The sequence below is a fragment of the Roseomonas sp. TS2 genome, from assembly GCF_058833935.1.
This window is the reverse complement of sequence record NZ_JCACVY010000019.1, coordinates 22,834-40,594: the sequence shown is the minus strand read 5'-3', so window position 1 is coordinate 40,594 and position 17,761 is coordinate 22,834. Positions and strand designations below refer to the sequence as shown.

18 protein-coding genes and 1 tRNA gene are annotated in these 17,761 nt (G+C 71.2%); 8 read left to right on the top strand and 11 right to left on the bottom strand.

Annotated elements, in window-relative coordinates:
* Together ACZJYS_RS05945 and ACZJYS_RS05940 are read left to right on the top strand one after the other, a co-directional pair.
* The coding region (locus ACZJYS_RS05945) for an MlaA family lipoprotein (RefSeq protein WP_493176451.1) at nucleotides 1-742 on the top strand (742 nt) is incomplete at its 5' end.
* Between the two features lie 32 nt (nucleotides 743-774).
* Entirely contained in the window at nucleotides 775-1,407 is a 633-nt protein-coding gene (locus ACZJYS_RS05940) for an MlaC/ttg2D family ABC transporter substrate-binding protein (protein WP_245906172.1), read from the top strand.
* Between the two features lie 79 nt (nucleotides 1,408-1,486).
* Here ACZJYS_RS05940 and ACZJYS_RS05935 read toward each other — a convergent pair whose 3' ends face one another.
* Nucleotides 1,487-2,380 carry a hypothetical protein gene (locus tag ACZJYS_RS05935; protein ID WP_109516098.1) on the bottom strand — a complete coding sequence of 298 codons (894 nt, stop codon included), beginning with the start codon at nucleotides 2,378-2,380 and terminating at the stop codon, nucleotides 1,487-1,489.
* A gap of 376 nt (nucleotides 2,381-2,756) precedes the next feature.
* Here ACZJYS_RS05935 and ACZJYS_RS05930 point away from each other — a divergent pair, with 376 nt between their 5' ends.
* From ACZJYS_RS05930 to ACZJYS_RS05915, 4 genes are all read left to right on the top strand, one after another.
* Nucleotides 2,757-3,761: an ABC transporter ATP-binding protein gene (locus tag ACZJYS_RS05930; RefSeq protein ID WP_109516099.1), complete on the top strand. Its 1,005-nt coding sequence runs from the start codon at nucleotides 2,757-2,759 to the stop codon at nucleotides 3,759-3,761.
* Nucleotides 3,762-3,778: 17 nt separating this feature from the next.
* Nucleotides 3,779-5,062 carry an ABC transporter substrate-binding protein gene (locus ACZJYS_RS05925; protein WP_493176447.1) on the top strand — a complete coding sequence of 428 codons (1,284 nt, stop codon included), beginning with the start codon at nucleotides 3,779-3,781 and terminating at the stop codon, nucleotides 5,060-5,062.
* Between the two features lie 143 nt (nucleotides 5,063-5,205).
* Complete coding sequence (locus ACZJYS_RS05920) at nucleotides 5,206-6,051, top strand: ABC transporter permease (RefSeq protein WP_379649233.1); 846 nt, start codon at nucleotides 5,206-5,208, stop codon at nucleotides 6,049-6,051.
* 4 nt (nucleotides 6,052-6,055) lie between these two features.
* Nucleotides 6,056-6,862 (top strand): ABC transporter permease, encoded by an 807-nt coding sequence (locus ACZJYS_RS05915; protein ID WP_493176444.1) that lies wholly within the window; start codon nucleotides 6,056-6,058, stop codon nucleotides 6,860-6,862.
* Here ACZJYS_RS05915 and ACZJYS_RS05910 read toward each other — a convergent pair.
* Both ACZJYS_RS05910 and ACZJYS_RS05905 read right to left on the bottom strand, forming a co-directional pair.
* Nucleotides 6,859-7,197, bottom strand: a complete 339-nt coding sequence (locus ACZJYS_RS05910) for a DUF1330 domain-containing protein (protein ID WP_493176442.1) — start codon at nucleotides 7,195-7,197, stop codon at nucleotides 6,859-6,861. The genes ACZJYS_RS05915 and ACZJYS_RS05910 overlap by 4 nt on opposite strands.
* 11 nt (nucleotides 7,198-7,208) lie before the next feature.
* Nucleotides 7,209-7,604 (bottom strand): hypothetical protein, encoded by a 396-nt coding sequence (locus ACZJYS_RS05905; protein ID WP_493176440.1) that lies wholly within the window; start codon nucleotides 7,602-7,604, stop codon nucleotides 7,209-7,211.
* 137 nt (nucleotides 7,605-7,741) lie between these two features.
* On the opposite strand from ACZJYS_RS05905, the gene ACZJYS_RS05900 reads away from it, so the two are divergent.
* The gene (locus tag ACZJYS_RS05900; RefSeq protein WP_493176438.1) at nucleotides 7,742-8,548 is read left to right on the top strand and encodes a helix-turn-helix domain-containing protein; all 807 of its coding nucleotides are present in this window, start codon (nucleotides 7,742-7,744) and stop codon (nucleotides 8,546-8,548) included.
* A 6-nt stretch (nucleotides 8,549-8,554) separates the two neighbouring features.
* Here the strand turns inward: ACZJYS_RS05900 and ACZJYS_RS05895 are convergent, their stop codons facing one another.
* From ACZJYS_RS05895 to ACZJYS_RS05870, 6 genes are all read right to left on the bottom strand, one after another.
* Nucleotides 8,555-8,941, bottom strand: a complete 387-nt coding sequence (locus ACZJYS_RS05895) for a hypothetical protein (RefSeq protein ID WP_181378020.1) — start codon at nucleotides 8,939-8,941, stop codon at nucleotides 8,555-8,557.
* A 260-nt stretch (nucleotides 8,942-9,201) separates the two neighbouring features.
* Nucleotides 9,202-9,723 (bottom strand): GNAT family N-acetyltransferase, encoded by a 522-nt coding sequence (locus ACZJYS_RS05890; protein WP_245906173.1) that lies wholly within the window; start codon nucleotides 9,721-9,723, stop codon nucleotides 9,202-9,204.
* 40 nt (nucleotides 9,724-9,763) lie between these two features.
* Nucleotides 9,764-11,440 carry an energy-dependent translational throttle protein EttA gene (gene ettA, locus ACZJYS_RS05885; RefSeq protein WP_493176435.1) on the bottom strand — a complete coding sequence of 559 codons (1,677 nt, stop codon included), beginning with the start codon at nucleotides 11,438-11,440 and terminating at the stop codon, nucleotides 9,764-9,766.
* An 86-nt stretch (nucleotides 11,441-11,526) separates the two neighbouring features.
* On the bottom strand, nucleotides 11,527-13,107 hold the full coding sequence (locus ACZJYS_RS05880; RefSeq protein ID WP_493176433.1) for a GGDEF domain-containing protein: 1,581 nt from the start codon (nucleotides 13,105-13,107) through the stop codon (nucleotides 11,527-11,529).
* Between the two features lie 128 nt (nucleotides 13,108-13,235).
* A tRNA-Ile gene (locus tag ACZJYS_RS05875) sits at nucleotides 13,236-13,308 on the bottom strand.
* A gap of 52 nt (nucleotides 13,309-13,360) precedes the next feature.
* Nucleotides 13,361-14,602, bottom strand: a complete 1,242-nt coding sequence (locus ACZJYS_RS05870) for an E22 family MetX-like putative esterase (protein ID WP_493176432.1) — start codon at nucleotides 14,600-14,602, stop codon at nucleotides 13,361-13,363.
* 172 nt (nucleotides 14,603-14,774) lie between these two features.
* Between ACZJYS_RS05870 and ppa the strand changes: the two genes are divergently transcribed.
* Nucleotides 14,775-15,296: an inorganic diphosphatase gene (gene ppa / locus ACZJYS_RS05865; protein WP_109516110.1), complete on the top strand. Its 522-nt coding sequence runs from the start codon at nucleotides 14,775-14,777 to the stop codon at nucleotides 15,294-15,296.
* Nucleotides 15,297-15,374: 78 nt separating this feature from the next.
* On the opposite strand, the gene ACZJYS_RS05860 is transcribed toward ppa, so the two are convergent.
* Nucleotides 15,375-17,090 carry a methyl-accepting chemotaxis protein gene (locus ACZJYS_RS05860; RefSeq protein ID WP_493176431.1) on the bottom strand — a complete coding sequence of 572 codons (1,716 nt, stop codon included), beginning with the start codon at nucleotides 17,088-17,090 and terminating at the stop codon, nucleotides 15,375-15,377.
* Nucleotides 17,091-17,173: 83 nt separating this feature from the next.
* A complete protein-coding gene (locus ACZJYS_RS05855; RefSeq protein ID WP_493176429.1) occupies nucleotides 17,174-17,761 on the bottom strand; it encodes a GNAT family N-acetyltransferase in 588 nt (195 codons plus the stop codon).

The following is a 17,761-nucleotide window of genomic DNA, read 5'->3' as shown; positions in this document are numbered from 1 at the left end:
CGCCACGCGTCCCCCAGCGAGCGAGCCCGAAGCCCTGGCGGAGTACGAGCAGACCAACGACCCGCTCGAGCCCTTCAACCGCACCATGTACACGGTGCATAACGGGATCGACACGGTGCTGCTGCGCCCGGCGGCGGAGGTCTACCGCTTCGTGCTGCCGCAGCCGGTCCGCACCGGCGTGGGCAACGTGCTGGCCAATCTGCGCAGCCCCGTCATCCTGCTGAACGATGGCCTGCAGGGCGAGACGCAGCGCTTCGGCACCACCCTCGGCCGGTTCCTGCTGAACACCACCCTGGGCGTCGGCGGCATCTTCGACGTGGCGAAGAATTTCGGCCTGCCCGGACACACCGAGGATTTCGGCCAGACCCTGGCGGTCTGGGGCCTGGGCGAAGGCCCGTTCCTGTTCATTCCGGTGCTGGGCCCGAGCAACCCGCGTGACCTGACGGGGTTTGGATTGGATATCGTCTCCAACCCGGTGACCTGGGTGGTCGCCAATGGCGACAACACGATAGAGAACATCGGCTATGGCATCACCGGCCTGACCGTGCTCGACACCCGCGAAAGGCTGATCGAGACGATTGATTCGGTGAAGGAAACCAGCCTCGACCCGTATGCCACGTTCCGCAGCGCCTATCGCCAGCGCCGCCAGTCGGAGATCCGCAACAGCGGTGCCAATCCGTCTTCCGGCAATGCCTGGGGCACGGGGCTCGGGACTGCGGGCAACCCGCCCGGCCGCAACTGAGCGGGCTTGAACACAAGATGAGACAGAACAGGATGCACCGCCGTTCCCTGCTGGCCGCCGCATGGGCTGCCCCCTTCTCCATGGTCGCGCTCGGAAGCTCCCCGGCGCGGGCGGAGATGGACATCAACCGCGCCGCCAACTTCATCGAGGCCACCGGCCAGGAGCTGGTGGGCGCCCTCAACTCCCGCGCGCCCGTGGCCGAGCGCCGGCAACGTGTGGCCGCGATCCTGCGCCGCGCCGTGGATGTGGAGGGGGTGGGCCGCTTCATCCTCGGCCGCTGGTGGCGCACCGCCTCCCCGGCGGAGCAGCAGGAGTACATGAAGCTGTTCGAGGAGACGCTGATCCGCAATCTCTCCGCCCGCTTCGGCGAGTATGAGGGCGTGCGCTTCAGCCTGGGCCGTAGCCAGCAGCGCACCGAGGACGACGCGCTGGTGAACACCGTCATCGAGCGCCCCAACACCGCCCCGTTCAGCCTCGACTGGCGGGTGGGCGAGGTGGGCGGCCAGCCGCGCGTGGTGGACGTGATCGCGGAAGGCACCTCCCTGCGGCTCACCCAGCGCAGCGAGTACTCCGCCGTGATCAGCCGCAATGGCGGCCAGGTTTCCGCCCTGCTGGATGCCATGCGGCGCCAGGTGGCGGCGCTGGCGGCGCGCGAGAACCCCTGAGGACCTTCCGGCGGCCATCCGCCAGGGCGGCGCTGCCCCCTGGCGGATGGCCGCCGCTTCCGGGCGTTGTTCCGCCCGTTCAGCGCCGCTCGACCATGGCGTAGAGCCGCCGCCCCTCGACGCCTCCGCCGATGCCCTGGAATACCCGAGGCCGCCGCGCCTCCGCCGGCGGCACAGCGGCCAGCAGGGCCTCCATCTCCTCCAGGCTGCGCCAGCAGGGCCGCAGACCCAGGAACACCTCCATCCAGGCTGCCTCCGGCGGGGCGGGGCCGGCGCTGCCCAGAAGCAGCAGGCCGCCCGGCTTGAGCGCCGCAAAGGCGGAATCCACCAGCTCCTTCGGCCAGCTGCCGGTGCCGCAGCCCGGCAGGTCCGGCAGCAGGATCAGGTCGAAGCAGCCGCGCAGATAAGGCTTCCGGACGAAGGAGGAGAGGTTGCAGCGCAGGCTGCGCAGCGGCAGCCCGGGCGGCAGCCCCCTGCGCAGCGTGGCGATGACGCCGCGGTCCGTCTCCTGCGCCACCCAGCGCCCGAGCTTGCCGGGCTGGGCCAGCATGGCGGCCTCCCGCAGGTGCCCTGCCCCCAGGCTCAGCACCTCGGCTCCCGGGCGGCGCTCCAGCACCGCCTCGATCACCCGCGCGAGGAAGGCGGGCTGCCCCTGCAAGGCGCTGAAATAGCCGAGTGCGGCGGTTGCCTCGAACAGGTCGCGCCCGGCGCGCGAGGCCTGGCTGAGCCGGTCCCGCACCGTCTCATGCCGCAGCAGCAGGTCCTGCAGCAGCGGCAGCAGGCCGGGGCGGCCCGCCAGATCCTGTGCCGCGCGGATGAGAGGGTCCTCCAGCATCAACCGGTGCAGCGGGTGGACCAGCATCTCGGCGCAGGCCATCTGCCAGACCGCCGGCTCCAGGCTGCGCTTCAGATCATCGCACAGCCGCACCAGCCGGCTCAGCGCCGCGGGGCTCCAGCCCGGCTCCCAGGCCATGTCAACCAGATCGTCGAGAACCGGCTTCAGTCCTACGACGTCTGACAAGCCTATGTTCAGGTTAAAGCCCGGGGGCCTCGCGTCCGCCATCGCTTGCTCTCCTGCCGCCATTCGACATGGTCTCCCGACAGCGCGCATCATCAAGATGGTGGATGAATGTAAGGTCTGTTCGGCCTTGTGAACAACTTGAGCAGGCTGCGGGCAGGGCGGCCCCATCTGCCCAAAATCAAGGCATAAAACCTCTCGTTTTCGTGTGCTTCCGGCCCTTACGGTCTCAATTTCCGCGGGGGCGACGCCTGCGCGCGCAGTGATCCGGCTCCTGGCGCATCCCTTGCATACCCTCCGCGCCGACACGAACCGGAATGGGATCGGGCGATTGCGACCGGATGTGGAACTGATCGGCGTCACCAAGCGGTACGGCCATGGCCCGGCGGCGGTGGACGGGATTTCGCTCTCGATCCCGGCCGCCAGCTATTGCTGCCTGCTCGGCCCGTCGGGCTGCGGCAAGACCAGCACGCTGCGCATGATCGCCGGGCATGAGACGGTGAGCGAAGGCGACATCCTGCTCTCCGGCCGCAATGTGACGCTGCTGCCGCCGGCGGCGCGCGGCACGGCCATGATGTTCCAGTCCTATGCCCTGTTCCCGCACCTGACGGCGCTGGAGAACATCGCCTTCGGGCTGCGCATGCGCGGCGTGGGCAAGGCGGAGCGGCTGGCCCAGGCGGCCGGGTTCCTGAAGCTGGTGCAGCTGGAGAAGATGGCGGACCGGCTGCCGGCGCAGCTCTCGGGCGGCCAGCAGCAGCGCGTGGCGCTGGCCCGCGCGCTGATCACCCGCCCCAAGGTGCTGCTGCTGGACGAGCCGCTCTCCGCCCTCGACCCCTTCCTGCGCACCCAGATGCGCGAGGAGCTGAAGCGGCTGCAGCGCGAGCTCGGCATCACCTTCATCCATGTCACCCATGGGCAGGAGGAGGCGATGGCCCTCTCCGACATCGCCGTGGTGATGGACCATGGGCGGATCGCCCAGGCGGCGCATCCGCGCGAGATCTTCGAGAAGCCGGCCAGCGCCTTCGTCGCCCGCTTCATCGGCGGCCACAACGTGCTGGACCTGCCGGGCGGGCGCTTCGCCGTGCGCACGGACCGCACCCGGCTGACGCCGGTGCCGGAAGGCGGCGCCAGTGACGGCGCCAGCCTGGCCGGCCAGGTGACCACCGTCGAGTACCAGGGCGCCGCGGTGCGCGTGGTGGTGCGGGCCGGCGACGGCCAGACCGCCGAGGCGCTGCTGCCGGACGGCCTGTTCCACGCCGCGCCCGTGGCCCCGGGCGAGGCCGCCACGCTGGGCTGGGCGGCGCAGGACGCCCACCCCCTCAGCCAGACCGCCTGACCAGGAGAGCGTACAAGATGACCGAGCAGAAGAAGACTCAGCCCTCCCTCACCCGCCGCGGCGCGCTGGCGCTGGCTGGCGCGGCCCTGGGCAGCGGCGCCGTCACCGGCTTCCCCACGCTGTGGGCGCAGAACATCCGCAACGTCACGCTGCGGCAGATCGGCACCGGCGTCTCGGGCCTCAACCCGATCGCCGAGCAGGTGAAGAAGGACCTCGGCTTCACCCTGCAGCTGACGGTGACCGACACCGACGCCGTGGCGCAGCGCGCCGCCACCCAGGCGCGCAGCTTCGACATCGCGGACATCGAATATTTCAGCATCAAGAAGGTGTACCCGACCGGCGCGCTGCAGCCGATCGACACCAAGCGGATCAGGCTGGCCGACAAGATCGTGCCGATCTTCACCACCGGCCGCCTGACGCCGGAGAGCGCGCCGGGCCAGGGCACCTCGCCCTTCTCGGTGGGCTTCGTCGAAAGCAAGGATGCGAAGACCTTCGCCGGCAAGCGCACCGAGTTGATGACGCTGATGCCGACCGTGTACAACGCCGACACGCTGGGCATCCGCCCCGACCTGGTGGGCCGCCCCATCACCCACTGGAAGGACCTGCTGGACCCCGCCTTCAAGGGTAAGGCGAGCATCCTGAACATCCCCGGCATCGGCATCATGGACGCGGCGATGGTGGCGGAGAGCGCCGGCATCGTGAAGTACGGCGACAAGGGCAACATGACCCGCGCCGAGATCGACAAGACCATCGCCTTCCTGATCGAGGCCAAGCGCGCCGGCCAGTTCCGCGCCTTCTGGAAGAGCTTCGACGAAAGCGTGAACCTGATGGCCTCAGGCGAGGTCGTCATCCAGTCCATGTGGTCGCCGGCCGTCACCGCCGTGCGCTCGCGCGGCATTCCCTGCGTGTACCAGCCGCTGGCCGAGGGCTACCGCGCCTGGGGCTCGGGCCTCGGCCTGATGCGCCACCTCTCCGGCCTCGAGCTGGACGCGGCCTATGAGTACATGAACTGGTATCTCTCCGGCTGGTGCGGCGCCTTCCTCAACCGCCAGGGCTACTACTCGGCGGTGCTGGAGACGGCGAAGGCCAACATGAGCGAGAATGAGTGGGGCTACTGGATGGAGGGCAAGCCCGCCACCGCCGACATCGTCGCCCCCGATGGCAAGGTGATGGAGAAGGCCGGCGCGGTGCGCGATGGCGGCTCCTTCACGGACCGCATGGGCAAGGTCGTCTGCTGGAACTCGGTGATGAACGAGGACCGCTACATGATCCAGAAGTGGAACGAGTTCATCGCGGCCTGATTTTGTTTGCGTGTGCGATTTACGCTTCCGGCGTTGCCGCCTGCAGCGATCGCACACGATGGCGGGGTCCGGGGTGACACGGTCACCCCGGCGGGGGTCCAGGGGGCGGCGCCCCCTGGAAGGCTCGGAGTTGGAGCGCGCGCATGTCCCGATGGTTCCCCTGGCTGCAGGCCGCCCCTCTGGCGCTGGTCCTGGCCACCTTCCTGCTGCTGCCGATCGCGCTGATCGTCGTCGTCAGCTTCTACGACTATGACAGCTTCAGCCTGATCCCCGATTTCGTGCTGACCAATTACCAGGAGGTCTTCGCCTCTCCGGTGACGTGGCAGACCTATCTCAAGACGCTGTGGTTCGCCGGCCTCACCTGGCTGGTGACCTTCGCGCTCGGTTTCTGGCTGGCCTACTATTTGGCCTTTGTGGTGCAGGACGCGACTTGGCGCACGGTGCTCTTCATCCTCTGCACCGTGCCCTTCTGGACCAGCAACCTGATCCGCATGATCGCCTGGGTGCCCTTCCTCGGCCGCAACGGCATCATGAACAATGCGCTGATGGGCGCGGGCCTGATCGAGCAGCCGCTGGAATTCCTGCTCTTCTCGGATTTCTCGGTGATCCTGGCCTTCGTCCACCTCTACACGCTGTTCATGGTGGTGCCGATCTTCAACACCATGATGCGCATCGACCGCCGGCTGCTGGAGGCGGCACGCGATGCCGGCGCCGGCTTCTGGCAGACGCTGTGGTGCGTCATCCTGCCGCTGTGCAAGCCGGGCATCGGCATCGGCAGCATCTTCGTCGTCGTGCTGGTGATGGGCGACTTCGCCACGGTGCGGCTGATGAGCGGCGGGCAGAGCGCCTCGGTCGGGCTGATGATCAGCAACCAGATCGGGCTGATGCAGTATCCCGCGGCGGCCGCCAACGCGGTGGTGCTGCTGGCCATGGTGCTGCTGCTGGTGGCGGCGATGTTGCGCGCCATCGACATCCGCAAGGAGCTCTGAGCCCATGCCCGGACGCGCGGCGCGCATCCTGCTCGGCACGCTGTTCGTGCTGTTCCTGCTGTTCCTTTACGGGCCGACGCTCACCATCACCATCCTCTCCTTCCAGGGGCCGGATGGCGGGCTGACCTTCCCGATGAACGGCGTCTCGCTGCACTGGTTCGGCCGGCTGTTCCAGCCGCAGGCGGTGGGCGACCTCGGCGCCTCGATGACGCGCACGCTGCTGCTGGCGGCGATGGTGACGGCGAGCACGGTGGTCATCTCGCTGGCCGCCGGCATGGCCTTCCGCCGCCGCTTCCCCGGCAGCGGCGTGCTGTTCACCCTGACGCTCACCAGCCTGATCGTCCCCTCCATCCTGGTCAGCCTCGGCGTCGGCCTGCTGTTCAACCGGATGGAGTGGGAGCCTGCCTGGTACTCCTCCGCCTTCGGCGCGCAGCTCACCTGGACGCTGCCCTTCGGCCTGCTGATCATGTTCGCCGTGTTCAACCGCTTCGACCGCAGCTGGGAGGAGGCGGCGCGCGACATGGGCGCCACCCCCTGGCAGAGCTTCTGGCACGTGGTGCTGCCGATCATCGCGCCGAGCGTGGTAGGCATCGCGCTGTTCGGCTTCACCCTCTCCTTCGACGAGTTCGCCCGCACCCTGCTCACCGCCGGCAGCGGCAACACCCTGCCGCTGGAAATCCTCGGCATGACGACGACGGTGACGACGCCGGTGCTCTACGCCCTCGGCACCGTCTCCACCGCCCTCTCCTTCCTGGTGATCGGCGGCGCCATGCTGGGGGTGAAGCTGCTGGCGCGGCGGCGCGGGGCCTAGGAGCCTCGGCCGCCCCGCCGCAGGATGTCCGTGGCGCGGTGGCCCTCCGCCACGCCGTCGATCAGGAACACCGCGCCCCGGGCATGGCGCAGCCGGTGCGGCAGCAGGGCCTGGTAGGCCGCCGATCCGTACCAGGCCCGGGCCGCCGCCCGGTCGGGGAAGGCGATGACGATCAGGTCGCGGTCGCAGGCGCCTTCCAGTATCTCCGGCACCCCGCCATGGATGCGGTAGCGCCCGCCGAAAGGCGCCAGCGTGGCATCGATCCCCTCCAGATAGGCCAGGATGCCCGGCCCCATCTCCACATCGTGCAGCAGGCCGATGGCGTAGCAGGTCATGGCGCGCCGCCTCAGGCCAGGGCCGGCCGGGCACGGGCGGCGACGCCCTCCAGCCAGGCCAGGGCGGCGACGAAGCCGGCCTGGCCGAGCAGGAAGGCCCATCCCAGCGCGTTCGGCGCCACCAGCCCGAGCAGCGGCAGCATCAGGCTGGCCACCACCCACAGCGCGTTGCCGCCCAGCACCACCGCCAGCCCCCAGCGCGGCACGGCGCCGCCGCGTGCCAGCAGCGCCATGAAGGCCGCCACCGGCAGCAGGGCCAGCCCCGCCCCGGAGAGCAGCGCCGGCGGCAGGCCGGTCCAGCCGCCCAGGGCCTGCGGCGCCGCCAGCAGGGCGGCCCCCATTAGCGCGCAGCTCGCCGCATCGGCTGCCAGCAGGCGCCGCAGGGAAAGGTGTTCGGTCCACGCCATCATGATCGGTTCCTCGCATCGCTCCGGCGCCGCGGGCTGCGGTGCCGCCGGGGCCGATCCTCTCCCCGCCGCCGGCGGCGGGTCGATGACCTCGGAGGTCATTGTCCGGCGGCGGATGCGGTGGCTAGGCTCGGCGCATGATGGGCACGGAACCACTCCTGGCCGGCACGCTGCTGCGCCAGTGGCGGCAGCGGCGGCGGATGAGCCAGATGGCGCTGGCGCTGGAGGCCGAGATCTCCCAGCGGCACCTGAGCTGCCTGGAATCCGGCCGCGCCATGCCAAGCCGCGCCATGGTGCTGCGGCTGGCGGAGCCGCTCGGCCTGCCGCTGCGCGAGCGCAACGCCCTGCTGGCGGCGGCGGGCTTCGCGCCGGTCTACCGGGAGCGGCCCTGGCAGGCGCCCGACCTGACCTCGGCGCGGCAGGCGATGGAGCGCATCCTGCACGGCCACATGCCCCACCCCGCCCTGGCGGTGGACCGGCACTGGACGCTGCTGGCGGCCAATGCCGCCATCGGCGTGCTGATCGGGGCGGTGGCGCCGCCGCTGCTGCGGCCGCCGGTGAATGTGCTGCGCCTCAGCCTGCACCCGGAAGGGCTGGCGGACCGCATCCTGAACTACGCCGAATGGCGCGCCCATCTGCTGGCGCGGCTGAGGCATGAGGCACGAAGCTCGGCCGACCCCGTGCTGATGCGGCTGCTGAAGGAGCTGAAGGCGTATCCGCCGCCACCCCAGGCGCGCGGGGCGCGGCCCGTGCCGGTGGAGGAGGCGGGCATCGCCGTACCGCTGCGGCTGGCGAGCGCGGCGGGGCCGCTCAGCTTCCTCAGCACCACCACCGTATTCGGCACGGCGGTGGATGTGACGCTGGCGGAGGTGACGATCGAGGCCTTCTTCCCGGCCGAGGAGGCCACCGCCTCGGCCATGGCGCGCCTCGCCGCCACGGGCTGAGGCGGCTCAGAACACCAGGCGCAGCCGGGCCAGCCCCAGCATGGCGCGCGCCTCGTCGGGCGCCGGGTTGGCGGCGGCGGCGAACTGCCCATCCAGTGAGAGCCGTGCCTGGCCAAGCCGCCCCAGCCCCACCCCGCCCCCCAGCACATAGAGCGGGCGGGATTCGAAGACCGGCCTGGCGAGGGCGGCCAGCGGCAGGCTGGTGGCGAGCGCCACCTTGCCGGCCTTGGGCCCGCCCAGCGTGGCGACCAGGAAGGAGTCCTTCTGCGCGTAAGGCACCCCGCCCCCGCCGATGGCGGCGCGCAGGGTGAAATCCTGCGCCTGCGCGGCCGGCGCGACGAGGTTGGCGCCCAGGAGGAGGCCCAACAGGGCGAGACGGCGAAGAGACATCATCCGGCAGAACCTTCAAGCCCGCGCTTCCTTCCCTGTCCGGCTGGATAGAGCAGGTTCGCCACATTTTAAACACAATCATGGCAGCTTTGCCTTGTTTGAGGGGCGAAGGCCGCAGGGGCTTCTTCCGGTTCATTAGTTAACAGGGGATTACTGCCAGGGCGCAGGGCGGGCCGCCGCCTCAAATGTGGCAGAACTGCCACAATAGGGCGGAGCACATGAAAAAGGCCGGGTCGGGGCATCGCCCCCACCCGGCCTGTCGATCAGCCTTCGCCCTGCTGCGCGGGCGGTGCCGGCGGCCGCAGGCTCTCATAGACCAGCATGCGGTGCCCATCGCGCGGAAACTCGCCCGCACAGCGCAGGCCGAGATCCTCCAGCACACCGCGCGAGGCGCGGTTGTCCTCCCGCGCCACGGCGATGATGCGGGGCAGGCCGGCCTGCCGGTGGCCGAATTCGACCGCCGCGCGGGCGGCCTCCCGCGCATAGCCCTTGCCGCGGGTGTGCGGCCAGAGCGCGAAGCGCAGCGCCACCCCTCGCCCATCCGGCCGCTCCGACAGCGCCACGATGCCGAGAAAGGCCTCGCTCTCCGCCAGATGCACGGCCCAGGTGCCGTAGCCGCGCACGGCCCAGAAGGCCATGTCGTCCTCCAGGTCCTGCCGCGCCTGGGCCGGGCTGCGGGTGCCATGGAGCATCAGGCCGAAGGCGGCCTCGTCGCCCTTCAGGGCGACGAGGTCGGCCAGATGCCCAGGCCCGACGGGGCGCAGCACCAGACGGGGCGTGCGCACCGCATGCGGGGATTCCACCCGCGCCAGGCCATCCACCGGCTTACCGGGTGAGCGGCCGGTACTTGATCCGGTGCGGCTGATCGGCCGCCGCGCCAAGGCGTCGACGTCGATCCGCCTCGTAGGCCTGATAGTTGCCCTCGAACCATTCGACGTGGCTGTCGCCCTCGAAGGACATGATGTGCGTCGCCAGCCGGTCGAGGAACCAGCGGTCATGGCTGATGATCACGGCGCAGCCGGCGAAGTCCACCAGCGCCTCTTCCAGGGCGCGGAGGGTGTCCACGTCGAGGTCGTTGGTCGGCTCGTCGAGCAGGATGACGTTGTGCGGCTTGCGCAGCATCTTGGCCAGGTGCACGCGGTTGCGCTCGCCGCCCGAGAGGACGCCCACGGGCTTCTGCTGGTCGCCGCCCTTGAAGTTGAAGGCGGCGGCATAGGCGCGGCTCGGCACGGCGCGCTTGCCCATCATGATCAGGTCCTCGCCGTCCGAGATCTCCTGCCAGACGGTGCGCTTGTCATCCAGCGTGTCACGGCTCTGGTCGACATAGCCGAGGGAGACGGTCTCGCCGATCTTGAGCGAGCCGCCATCCGGCGTCTCCTTGCCGGTGATCATCTTGAACAGCGTGGACTTGCCGGCGCCGTTCGGCCCGATGACGCCGACGATGCCGCCCGGCGGCAGCTTGAAGGAGAGGCCGTCGATCAGCAGGTTGTTGCCGAAGCCCTTGCGCAGATCCTCCGCCTCGATGACGAGGTTGCCGAGGCGCGGCGCCGGCGGGATCTGGATCTCGGTGGGGTCCGGCGCGCGGTCCAGGCTCTTGGCCAGCAGCTCCTCATAGGCCTGGATGCGCGCCTTGCTCTTGGCCTGGCGGGCGGCGGGGCTGCGGCCGATCCACTCCTGCTCCTCGGCCAGCTGCCGCTGGCGGGTGCTCTCCTCCTTCTCCTCCTGCTGCAGGCGCTTGCGCTTGGCGGTCAGGTAGGCGGAGTAGTTGCCCTCGTAGGGGATGCCGCGGCCGCGGTCGACCTCGAGGATCCAGTTGGTGACGTTGTCGAGGAAGTAGCGGTCGTGGGTGACGATCAGCACGGCGCCCTGGTAGTCGCGCAGCGTCTTCTCCAGCCAGGACACGCTCTCGGCGTCGAGGTGGTTGGTCGGCTCGTCGAGCAGCAGCAGGTCGGGCTTCTCGAGCAGCAGCTTGCACAGCGCCACGCGCCGGCGCTCGCCGCCCGAGAGGCTGGTCACGCCGCTCTCGGCCGGCGGGCAGCGCAGCGCGTCGAGCGCGATGTCGATGGTGCGGTCCAGATCCCATCCATTGGCGGCGTCGATCCGCTCCTGCAGCTCGGCCTGCTCGGCGAGGAGGGTGTTCATCTCGTCCTCGCTCATCTCCTCGGCGAACTTCATCGAGATCTCGTTGAAGCGCTCAAGGTCGGCCGCCAGCGTGCCGAAGGCGTCGCGGACGTTCTCGCCCACGGTCTTGCTGGCATCGAGCTGCGGCTCCTGCGAGAGGTAGCCGATCTTGACGCCGTCGGCCGCCCAGGCCTCGCCGCCGAACTCCTTGTCCATGCCCGCCATGATCCGCATCAGCGTCGACTTGCCGGCGCCGTTCGGACCCAGCACGCCGATCTTGGCGGTGGGCAGGAAGGAGAGGGTGATGCCTTTGAAGATCTCACGCCCGCCCGGGTAGGACTTGGTGAGATCCTTCATGACGAAAACGTACTGAGCGGCCATGGTCACACTATTCCGGGCAGAGGTTCAGCCCCGGTTCTAGCCAGACCGGGCCTGCGCGCCAAGCGTGAGGGTTCGGCCCCTGCCCTTCAAACCGCCTCCTGTGCCTGGTCGCGGCCGCCGCGCTTGGCCGCGTAGAGGGCGGCATCGGCCCGCCGCAGCAGGTCCTCCAGGTTCTGGTCCTGCGGCCCGGCCGAGGCGATGCCGAGGCTGGCCGAGAGGCGCGCCCGCCCCACCGCCGGCGGCAGCGGCACGGTGGAAAGCACCGCGCGCAGCCGCTCCGCCACGCGCGCTCCCTCCGCCAGATCGGTGCCCGGCAGGGCCACGGCGAACTCCTCGCCGCCGATCCGCCCCGGCAGGTCCTGCGCGCGGAGCTGGGCCACCAGGCGCTCGGCGGCGGCGCGCAGCACGGCATCGCCCGCGGCGTGGCCGGCGCTGTCGTTGATCGCCTTGAAATAGTCGAGGTCGAGGGCGAGCAGGCAGAAGGGCTGCCCCAGCGCGCGGTCCCGCCGCAGCATCGCCTCGGCCCGGTGGAAGAAGCTGCGGCGGTTGGCCAGGCCAGTGAGCGAATCGGTTTCCGCCTCTCGTCGCAATTCCTCCGTGCGGGCGGCGACGCGCCATTCCAGCGTGCGGTTGGCTTCGGCCAGCGCCGCCTCCGCCTCCCGCCGCTCGCTGACCAGGGCGATCAGCGTCAGGATGTTCATGGCGCACAATACGATCAGCAGGCCGACAGACTGCATCGGGTTGGCCACGGCTCCCGACTGGAAGGGGCCGTAGCCCATCACCGTGCCGGCCGAGGCGATGACGCAGATCAGGGTCAGCAGCGTGTAGGCGGCGCGCAGCGAGATGCGCAGGGCGATCCAGGACAGCGGCACCGCCAGCAGGAAGACCATCTGCGCCGTGGGCAGCCCCTCCGGCAGGCGGAAGGAGAAGACCAGCGCCGCCAGGCCCGCCGTGGCCAGCCACACGGCGCCATCCAGCACCAGCCAGCTTCGGCCGCGCTGGGGGGGCGTGCGCTCCAGCCCCAGCCACATGGCCAGGGAGGGGGTGAAGTAGAAGGTGCCGCCGGCATCGCAGAGCAGCCAGCCGCTCCACAGCCCGGGCAGTTCCTCAGGCCGCGCCGCGCCCAGCCACCACAGCGCCAGCGTGCCGGTGCTGGCGGTGATGAGGGCGTGCAGCAGCACGAGGCCGGCGAGGAAGGCCACCACCCCCCCGAAGCGGGTGAACAGGCCGGGCGCCGGGCGGAAGCGGCGCGACAGCGCCGCGCCGGCCAACGGCCCCAGCGCATTGCCGAGCGACACCACCGCCGCCAGCCCCCAGTCGCTGCCGAGGACCGACCCGTTCACCACCAGGGAGCCAAGGAAGATACCGGGTGCGAGTCGCCATCCTCCCAGCATGGCCGCCGCCGCGGCCAGGCCGGCGGGCAGCCAGATGGGCGAGGGAAACAGCCCATAGGCCGCGAAGAAGCGGCCCACCGCCCAGCCCAGCACCAGATAGCCGAGCAGCACCGCGCCATTGGCGCCCAGCCAGAAGAGCGGGCTCCTGCCCTGGCACCAGGCCGGCGACCAGGGATGCGGCCTTCGCCCCCGGGAGCCGGGGGCCAGGGAGGCGGGAGCCCAGCCGGCGGGAAGCACCGCAGCGGGGTTGAAGGGCGGGGCGGTCGCGGACACGCGTTCCTCCGGCGGGGGAATGGCGCACTGTCCATGGCGCCGGGCGCGATATCTCGCGCAATTTTGTTCCGCTCCGCAAGGGCAGCTTGGTGCGGCGCGCGCCGTTTCTCGCAATCACGCCGTCCCTCTGCGCCCGGCAGGACTTGAACCCGCAACCAAGCCGTTATGAGCGGCCCGCTCTGACCATTGAGCTACGGGCGCATGAGAGGATGGGGCGATTCGCCGCTGTCACCTCTGCTAGACCGACTGGGCCTCAGCGGGCAAGGAACTCCCGGATCTGCGCCTCGGCCTGGGCGATGCCGACCACCCCTTCCAGATGACCCTGGGTGCCGGTCAGCAGCGCCTGGCTGACGGGCCGGCCGGCGCGGCGCAGCGCCGCCACCAGCTCCTCGCTGTATTCGATGGGGAAGACGCGGTCTCCCCGGCTAGGCACCACCAGCCAGCGGCCGCCGGCCTTGGCCAGGGCGGCCTCCAGCCCTGCATACTCGTTCAGGAAGAGCTGGTTGGCCCGGACGAGGTAGAGGAAGGAGTTGGCGTCCGAGACCTTGGCGCGGGCCGCGGCGGCGGCATCCAGCGCGGCCTCGATGGCGAAGCGGTCCTGCACCCGGCGGGCGGGGTCCTGCCCCTCGGCCGGGCGGCGGCCGAACTGGCCGGCCCAGCCGCGGTCGCGCGAATGCAGCGTGACGAGCTTCAGCGCCTCGGCCAGGCCGCGCAGCGGCGCCTCGCGGCCCTGGCCGTAATAGTCGCCATTGCGCCAGGCCGGGTCCATGCGGATGGGCGCCGCCCAGAGATCCAGCCAGCCCAGCATCCAGGCATCCATCTCGCCGGTGCCGATCACCGGCATGACGCGCTCGACCATCTCCGGATAGGCCGCCGCCCATTCAATGGCCTGCAGCGAGCCCATGCTGGGCCCGGCGACCAGCGCCAGCTTCTTCACGCCCAGATGGTCCAGCAGCCGCTTCTGCACCTCGACGAAATCGCGGATGGAGACGGCGGGGAAGCTCATCCCCCAGGGCCGGCCGGTCGAGGGGTTCACCGAGGCGGGGCCGGTGGTGATGGTATGCCGGTCCGGCGCGTTGAGGTTCACCAGGGTGTCCGACGCGACGACGAAGTAGCGCTCGGTGTCGATCGGCCGGCCGGGGCCGATGATGGAATCCCACCACCCCGCCGGGCCTTCCGCCTGGAGCCGGCCGAAGGCATGCCCGTTGCCGCTGAAGAAATGCGTCACCAGCACCGCGTTGTCGCCGGCGGCGTTCAGCGTGCCGGCGGTCTGGTAGCCGGTGCGGATGGCGGGAATGCTGGCGCCGCCGCGCGTGGTGTAGCCCTGGAAGCTGAATTCCCGCCGTTCCACCAGGGCCGGCGCGGCCGGTGCCTGCGCAATCGGTGCCTGCGCGGCCGGTGCCTGCGCCAGGGCGGCGCGGGCCAGGATGCCCGGCGCGGCGGCGGCCAACGGCACCGCCCAGGCGGCCGCCAACAGGGAACGACGGGTGGTCATGGCGCTGCTCTCTCCCTAGCCCCGGGCCGGCGGGCCTTCTTCCGCGGCGCATGGGGCCGCCCATGGTGCGCGAGCGGCCACGGCGCCCGCAAGCCCCGCCGCGCGGCCGAATTGCCGCCGCCGCCCCCTCCTGCTAACCAACCTCCGCATTGCCACGAAACGGATGCCCCCCATGGATGTGACCAAGCTTTCCACCGGCAAGAACCCGCCGCACGACATCAACGTCGTCATCGAGATCCCCCAGGGCAGCTCGGTGAAGTACGAGGTGGACAAGGACAGCGGCGCGGTGGTGGTGGACCGCTTCCTGTTCACGCCGATGGCCTATCCGGCCGCCTACGGCTTCGTCCCCGGCACGCTGGCCGACGATGGCGACCCGTCGGACGCGCTGGTGCTGGTGCCGGCCCCCGTGGTGCCCGGCGCCGCGATCCGCGCCCGGCCCATCGGCGTGCTGTTCATGGAGGATGAGAGCGGCCAGGACGAGAAGCTCGTCTGCGTGCCGCACGACAAGATCTCCCTCGCCTACACCGACGTGAAGGAGCTGGAGGATCTGCCGAAGATCACCCGCGACCAGATCGAGCACTTCTTCACCCGCTACAAGGACCTGGAGCCGGGCAAGTGGGTGAAGGTGAAGGGCTGGGGCAACGCCGCCCAGGCCGCCGAGATCCTGCAGAAGCAGATCGCCGCCGCCCAGTAATCTCCCCTCCGGGGGTGTGAGACGCAGGGCCCGGGGGGAAGGCTTTCCTCCGGGCCTTTTGCGTGCCGGGGGCGGCCGTCAGGTCGGGGCGCCGCCATGCAGCCGCGCCACCAGTCCGTCGACCGCCTGCCGCAGGGCCTGCCCCTGCTGCCCCAGCGCCCCGCCCGCCTGGCGCACGCGGGCCAGGGCCGCGTCGTTCAGGCCCATGCCCTCGCCCAGCTGCGCCATGCGGCGGCCCATCGTCCTGGAGCCGGTGGTGGCCTCCGCCACATGAGCCGCGATCTGCCGGGTGGCCGCCCCCTGCTCGGCCACGGCGCTGGCAATGGCCGTGGCCACCGTGCCGGAATGCTCGATGGCGCCGCCCATGCCGCGGATCGCCGCCACCACCTGCTCCGTCACCCGCTGCATGGCGTTGATCTGCGTGGCGATCTCCTCCGTGGCACGGGCGGTCTGGCTGGCCAGGGCCTTCACCTCGTTGGCGACGACGGCGAAGCCCTTGCCAGCCTCCCCCGCCCGGGCCGATTCGATGGTGGCGTTCAGCGCCAGCAGGTTGGTCTGCCCGGCGATGTCGTTGATCAGCCGCACCACGTCTCCAATGCGGCGCGCCGTGTCGGCCAGGCTGCCCACCGTCTCGTCCGCCTGGCGGGCCTCGGTGGAGGCGCGGCGCGCGGCGCCGGCGCTCTCCTCGACCTGCCGGGTGATGGCCTCGACCGAACGCGCCAGCTCTTCCGCCGCGGCCGCCACGGCGCGGACATTCTCGCCCGTCGCCGCCGCGTCGGCCTGGGCGGCGGCGAGGCCGGCGGCCATGGCATCGCGCGTGGCGCCCATGGCCTGGGTTGCGGCGTCCAGCGTGCCGGCGGAGTGCTCGAGATGGCCGGAGACCTTGCCGAGGGATTGCTCCACCTCGGCGGCCAGGGCGCGCTGGGCGTCGTGCCGCGCGCCTTCCGCCTGCTGCCGCGCCACCTCCCGCTCCTGCCGCAGCCGGTCGGCCTCCAGCATGGCCTCGCGGAACACGGCCACGGCGCCGGCCATGGCGCCGATCTCGTCGCCACGGCCAATCCCTGGCACGGGCGCCGCCGTGCCGCCCGCCGCCAGGCTGCGCATGCGCCCCTCCAGGGCCTTGAGCGGCCTGGTCACGCCGCGGCCGACCAGCAGGCCGGAGAGCGCCAGCAGCAGCCCGACACCGCCCGCCACGCCGAGTTCCCGCAGCAGCGCCGCGTGCTGGGCGGCGCGCAGGTCATCGACATAGACGCCGGTGCCGATCACCCAGCCCCAGGGCGCGAAGCCCTGCACGTAGCTCAGCTTCTCCACCGGCTTCTCGGCGCCGGGGCGCGGCCAGAGATAGGGCACCAGCCCACCCCCCGCGCGCCGCACCGTCTCGACGAAGGCGAGGAAGAGGGGGAAGCCGCTGGGGTCGCGGCTGGCGGCGAGCGCCTGCCCCTCCAGCGCCGGCCGGATGGGGTGCATCACCATCCGCGGCTCCATGTCGGTGATGAAGACGTACTCGTCGCCCCGGTAGCGCATGGCGCGGATGGCGCGCAGCGCCGCCGCCTGGGCCGTGGCGCGGTCCGCGCGCCCCGCCTGCTCCTCCGCCGCGTGGTGCGCCGCGATGGCGATGACCGTCTCCACCACGGCGCGCAGCATGTCGATGCGCCCCTCCTCCATGACCTGCCGCCGCTCGGACAGGCCATGCACCGTCAGCCCCGCCAGCGCCACAAGCGCGAGCAGGGCCAGGGTTGCAAGGCGCAGGGCAATGGGCAGGCGGCCCTGGCGAGGGGATGAGGCTGTGGCCATGCGGAACCTCCGAAGGGCTCGGGCTTCACGCCCGGCGCCATTGTCGGAGGCGGAGGTAAAGGAAGGCTAAGCCGTGGGGCGCTTCAGGCCAGCAGGTGGGACGGGACCGCCAGGCCCAGCCGCACCGGCACCGGCCAGATCTCGCGCACCGTGCGCAGCCGGGTGAAGCCGGCGTCCAGGTAGTTGGGCAGGGCGCGGGGATGGTCGGCGGTGCAGGTGTTCACCGTCAGCAGGGCGCAGCCCTCGGCCCAGGCCATGTCTATGGCATGGCGCAGGAAGGCGCGCCCCGCCCCCGTGCCCACCGCATGCGGCAGCAGGCCGAAATAGGCGATGTTCACGGTGCCGGCCTGGGCCGTCGTGGCCGGGCGCCGCTCCAGCTCGAAGAAGCCGGCCGGCGCACCGCCCTGGTAGAGCACATGGATGGAGACGGCCGGGTCGCCCAGGATGGCGGCGATCTCGGCATCGCCGGCGGCGCGGCGCAGCCACCAGACGTAATCCTGCCCCACCGTGTTGTAGAGGTAGCGGTAGAAGGGCACGGAGCAGCGCGCCACGCGCTCCACCCGGCTGCCCTCCGGCAGGGCCGGCGCCGGCCCCTCGGGCGGCGCCGCCATGCGCAGGAAGGTGACGTCCACCGCCACGCGGAGCGCCGGCTCCACCAGGGAGAGCGCCAT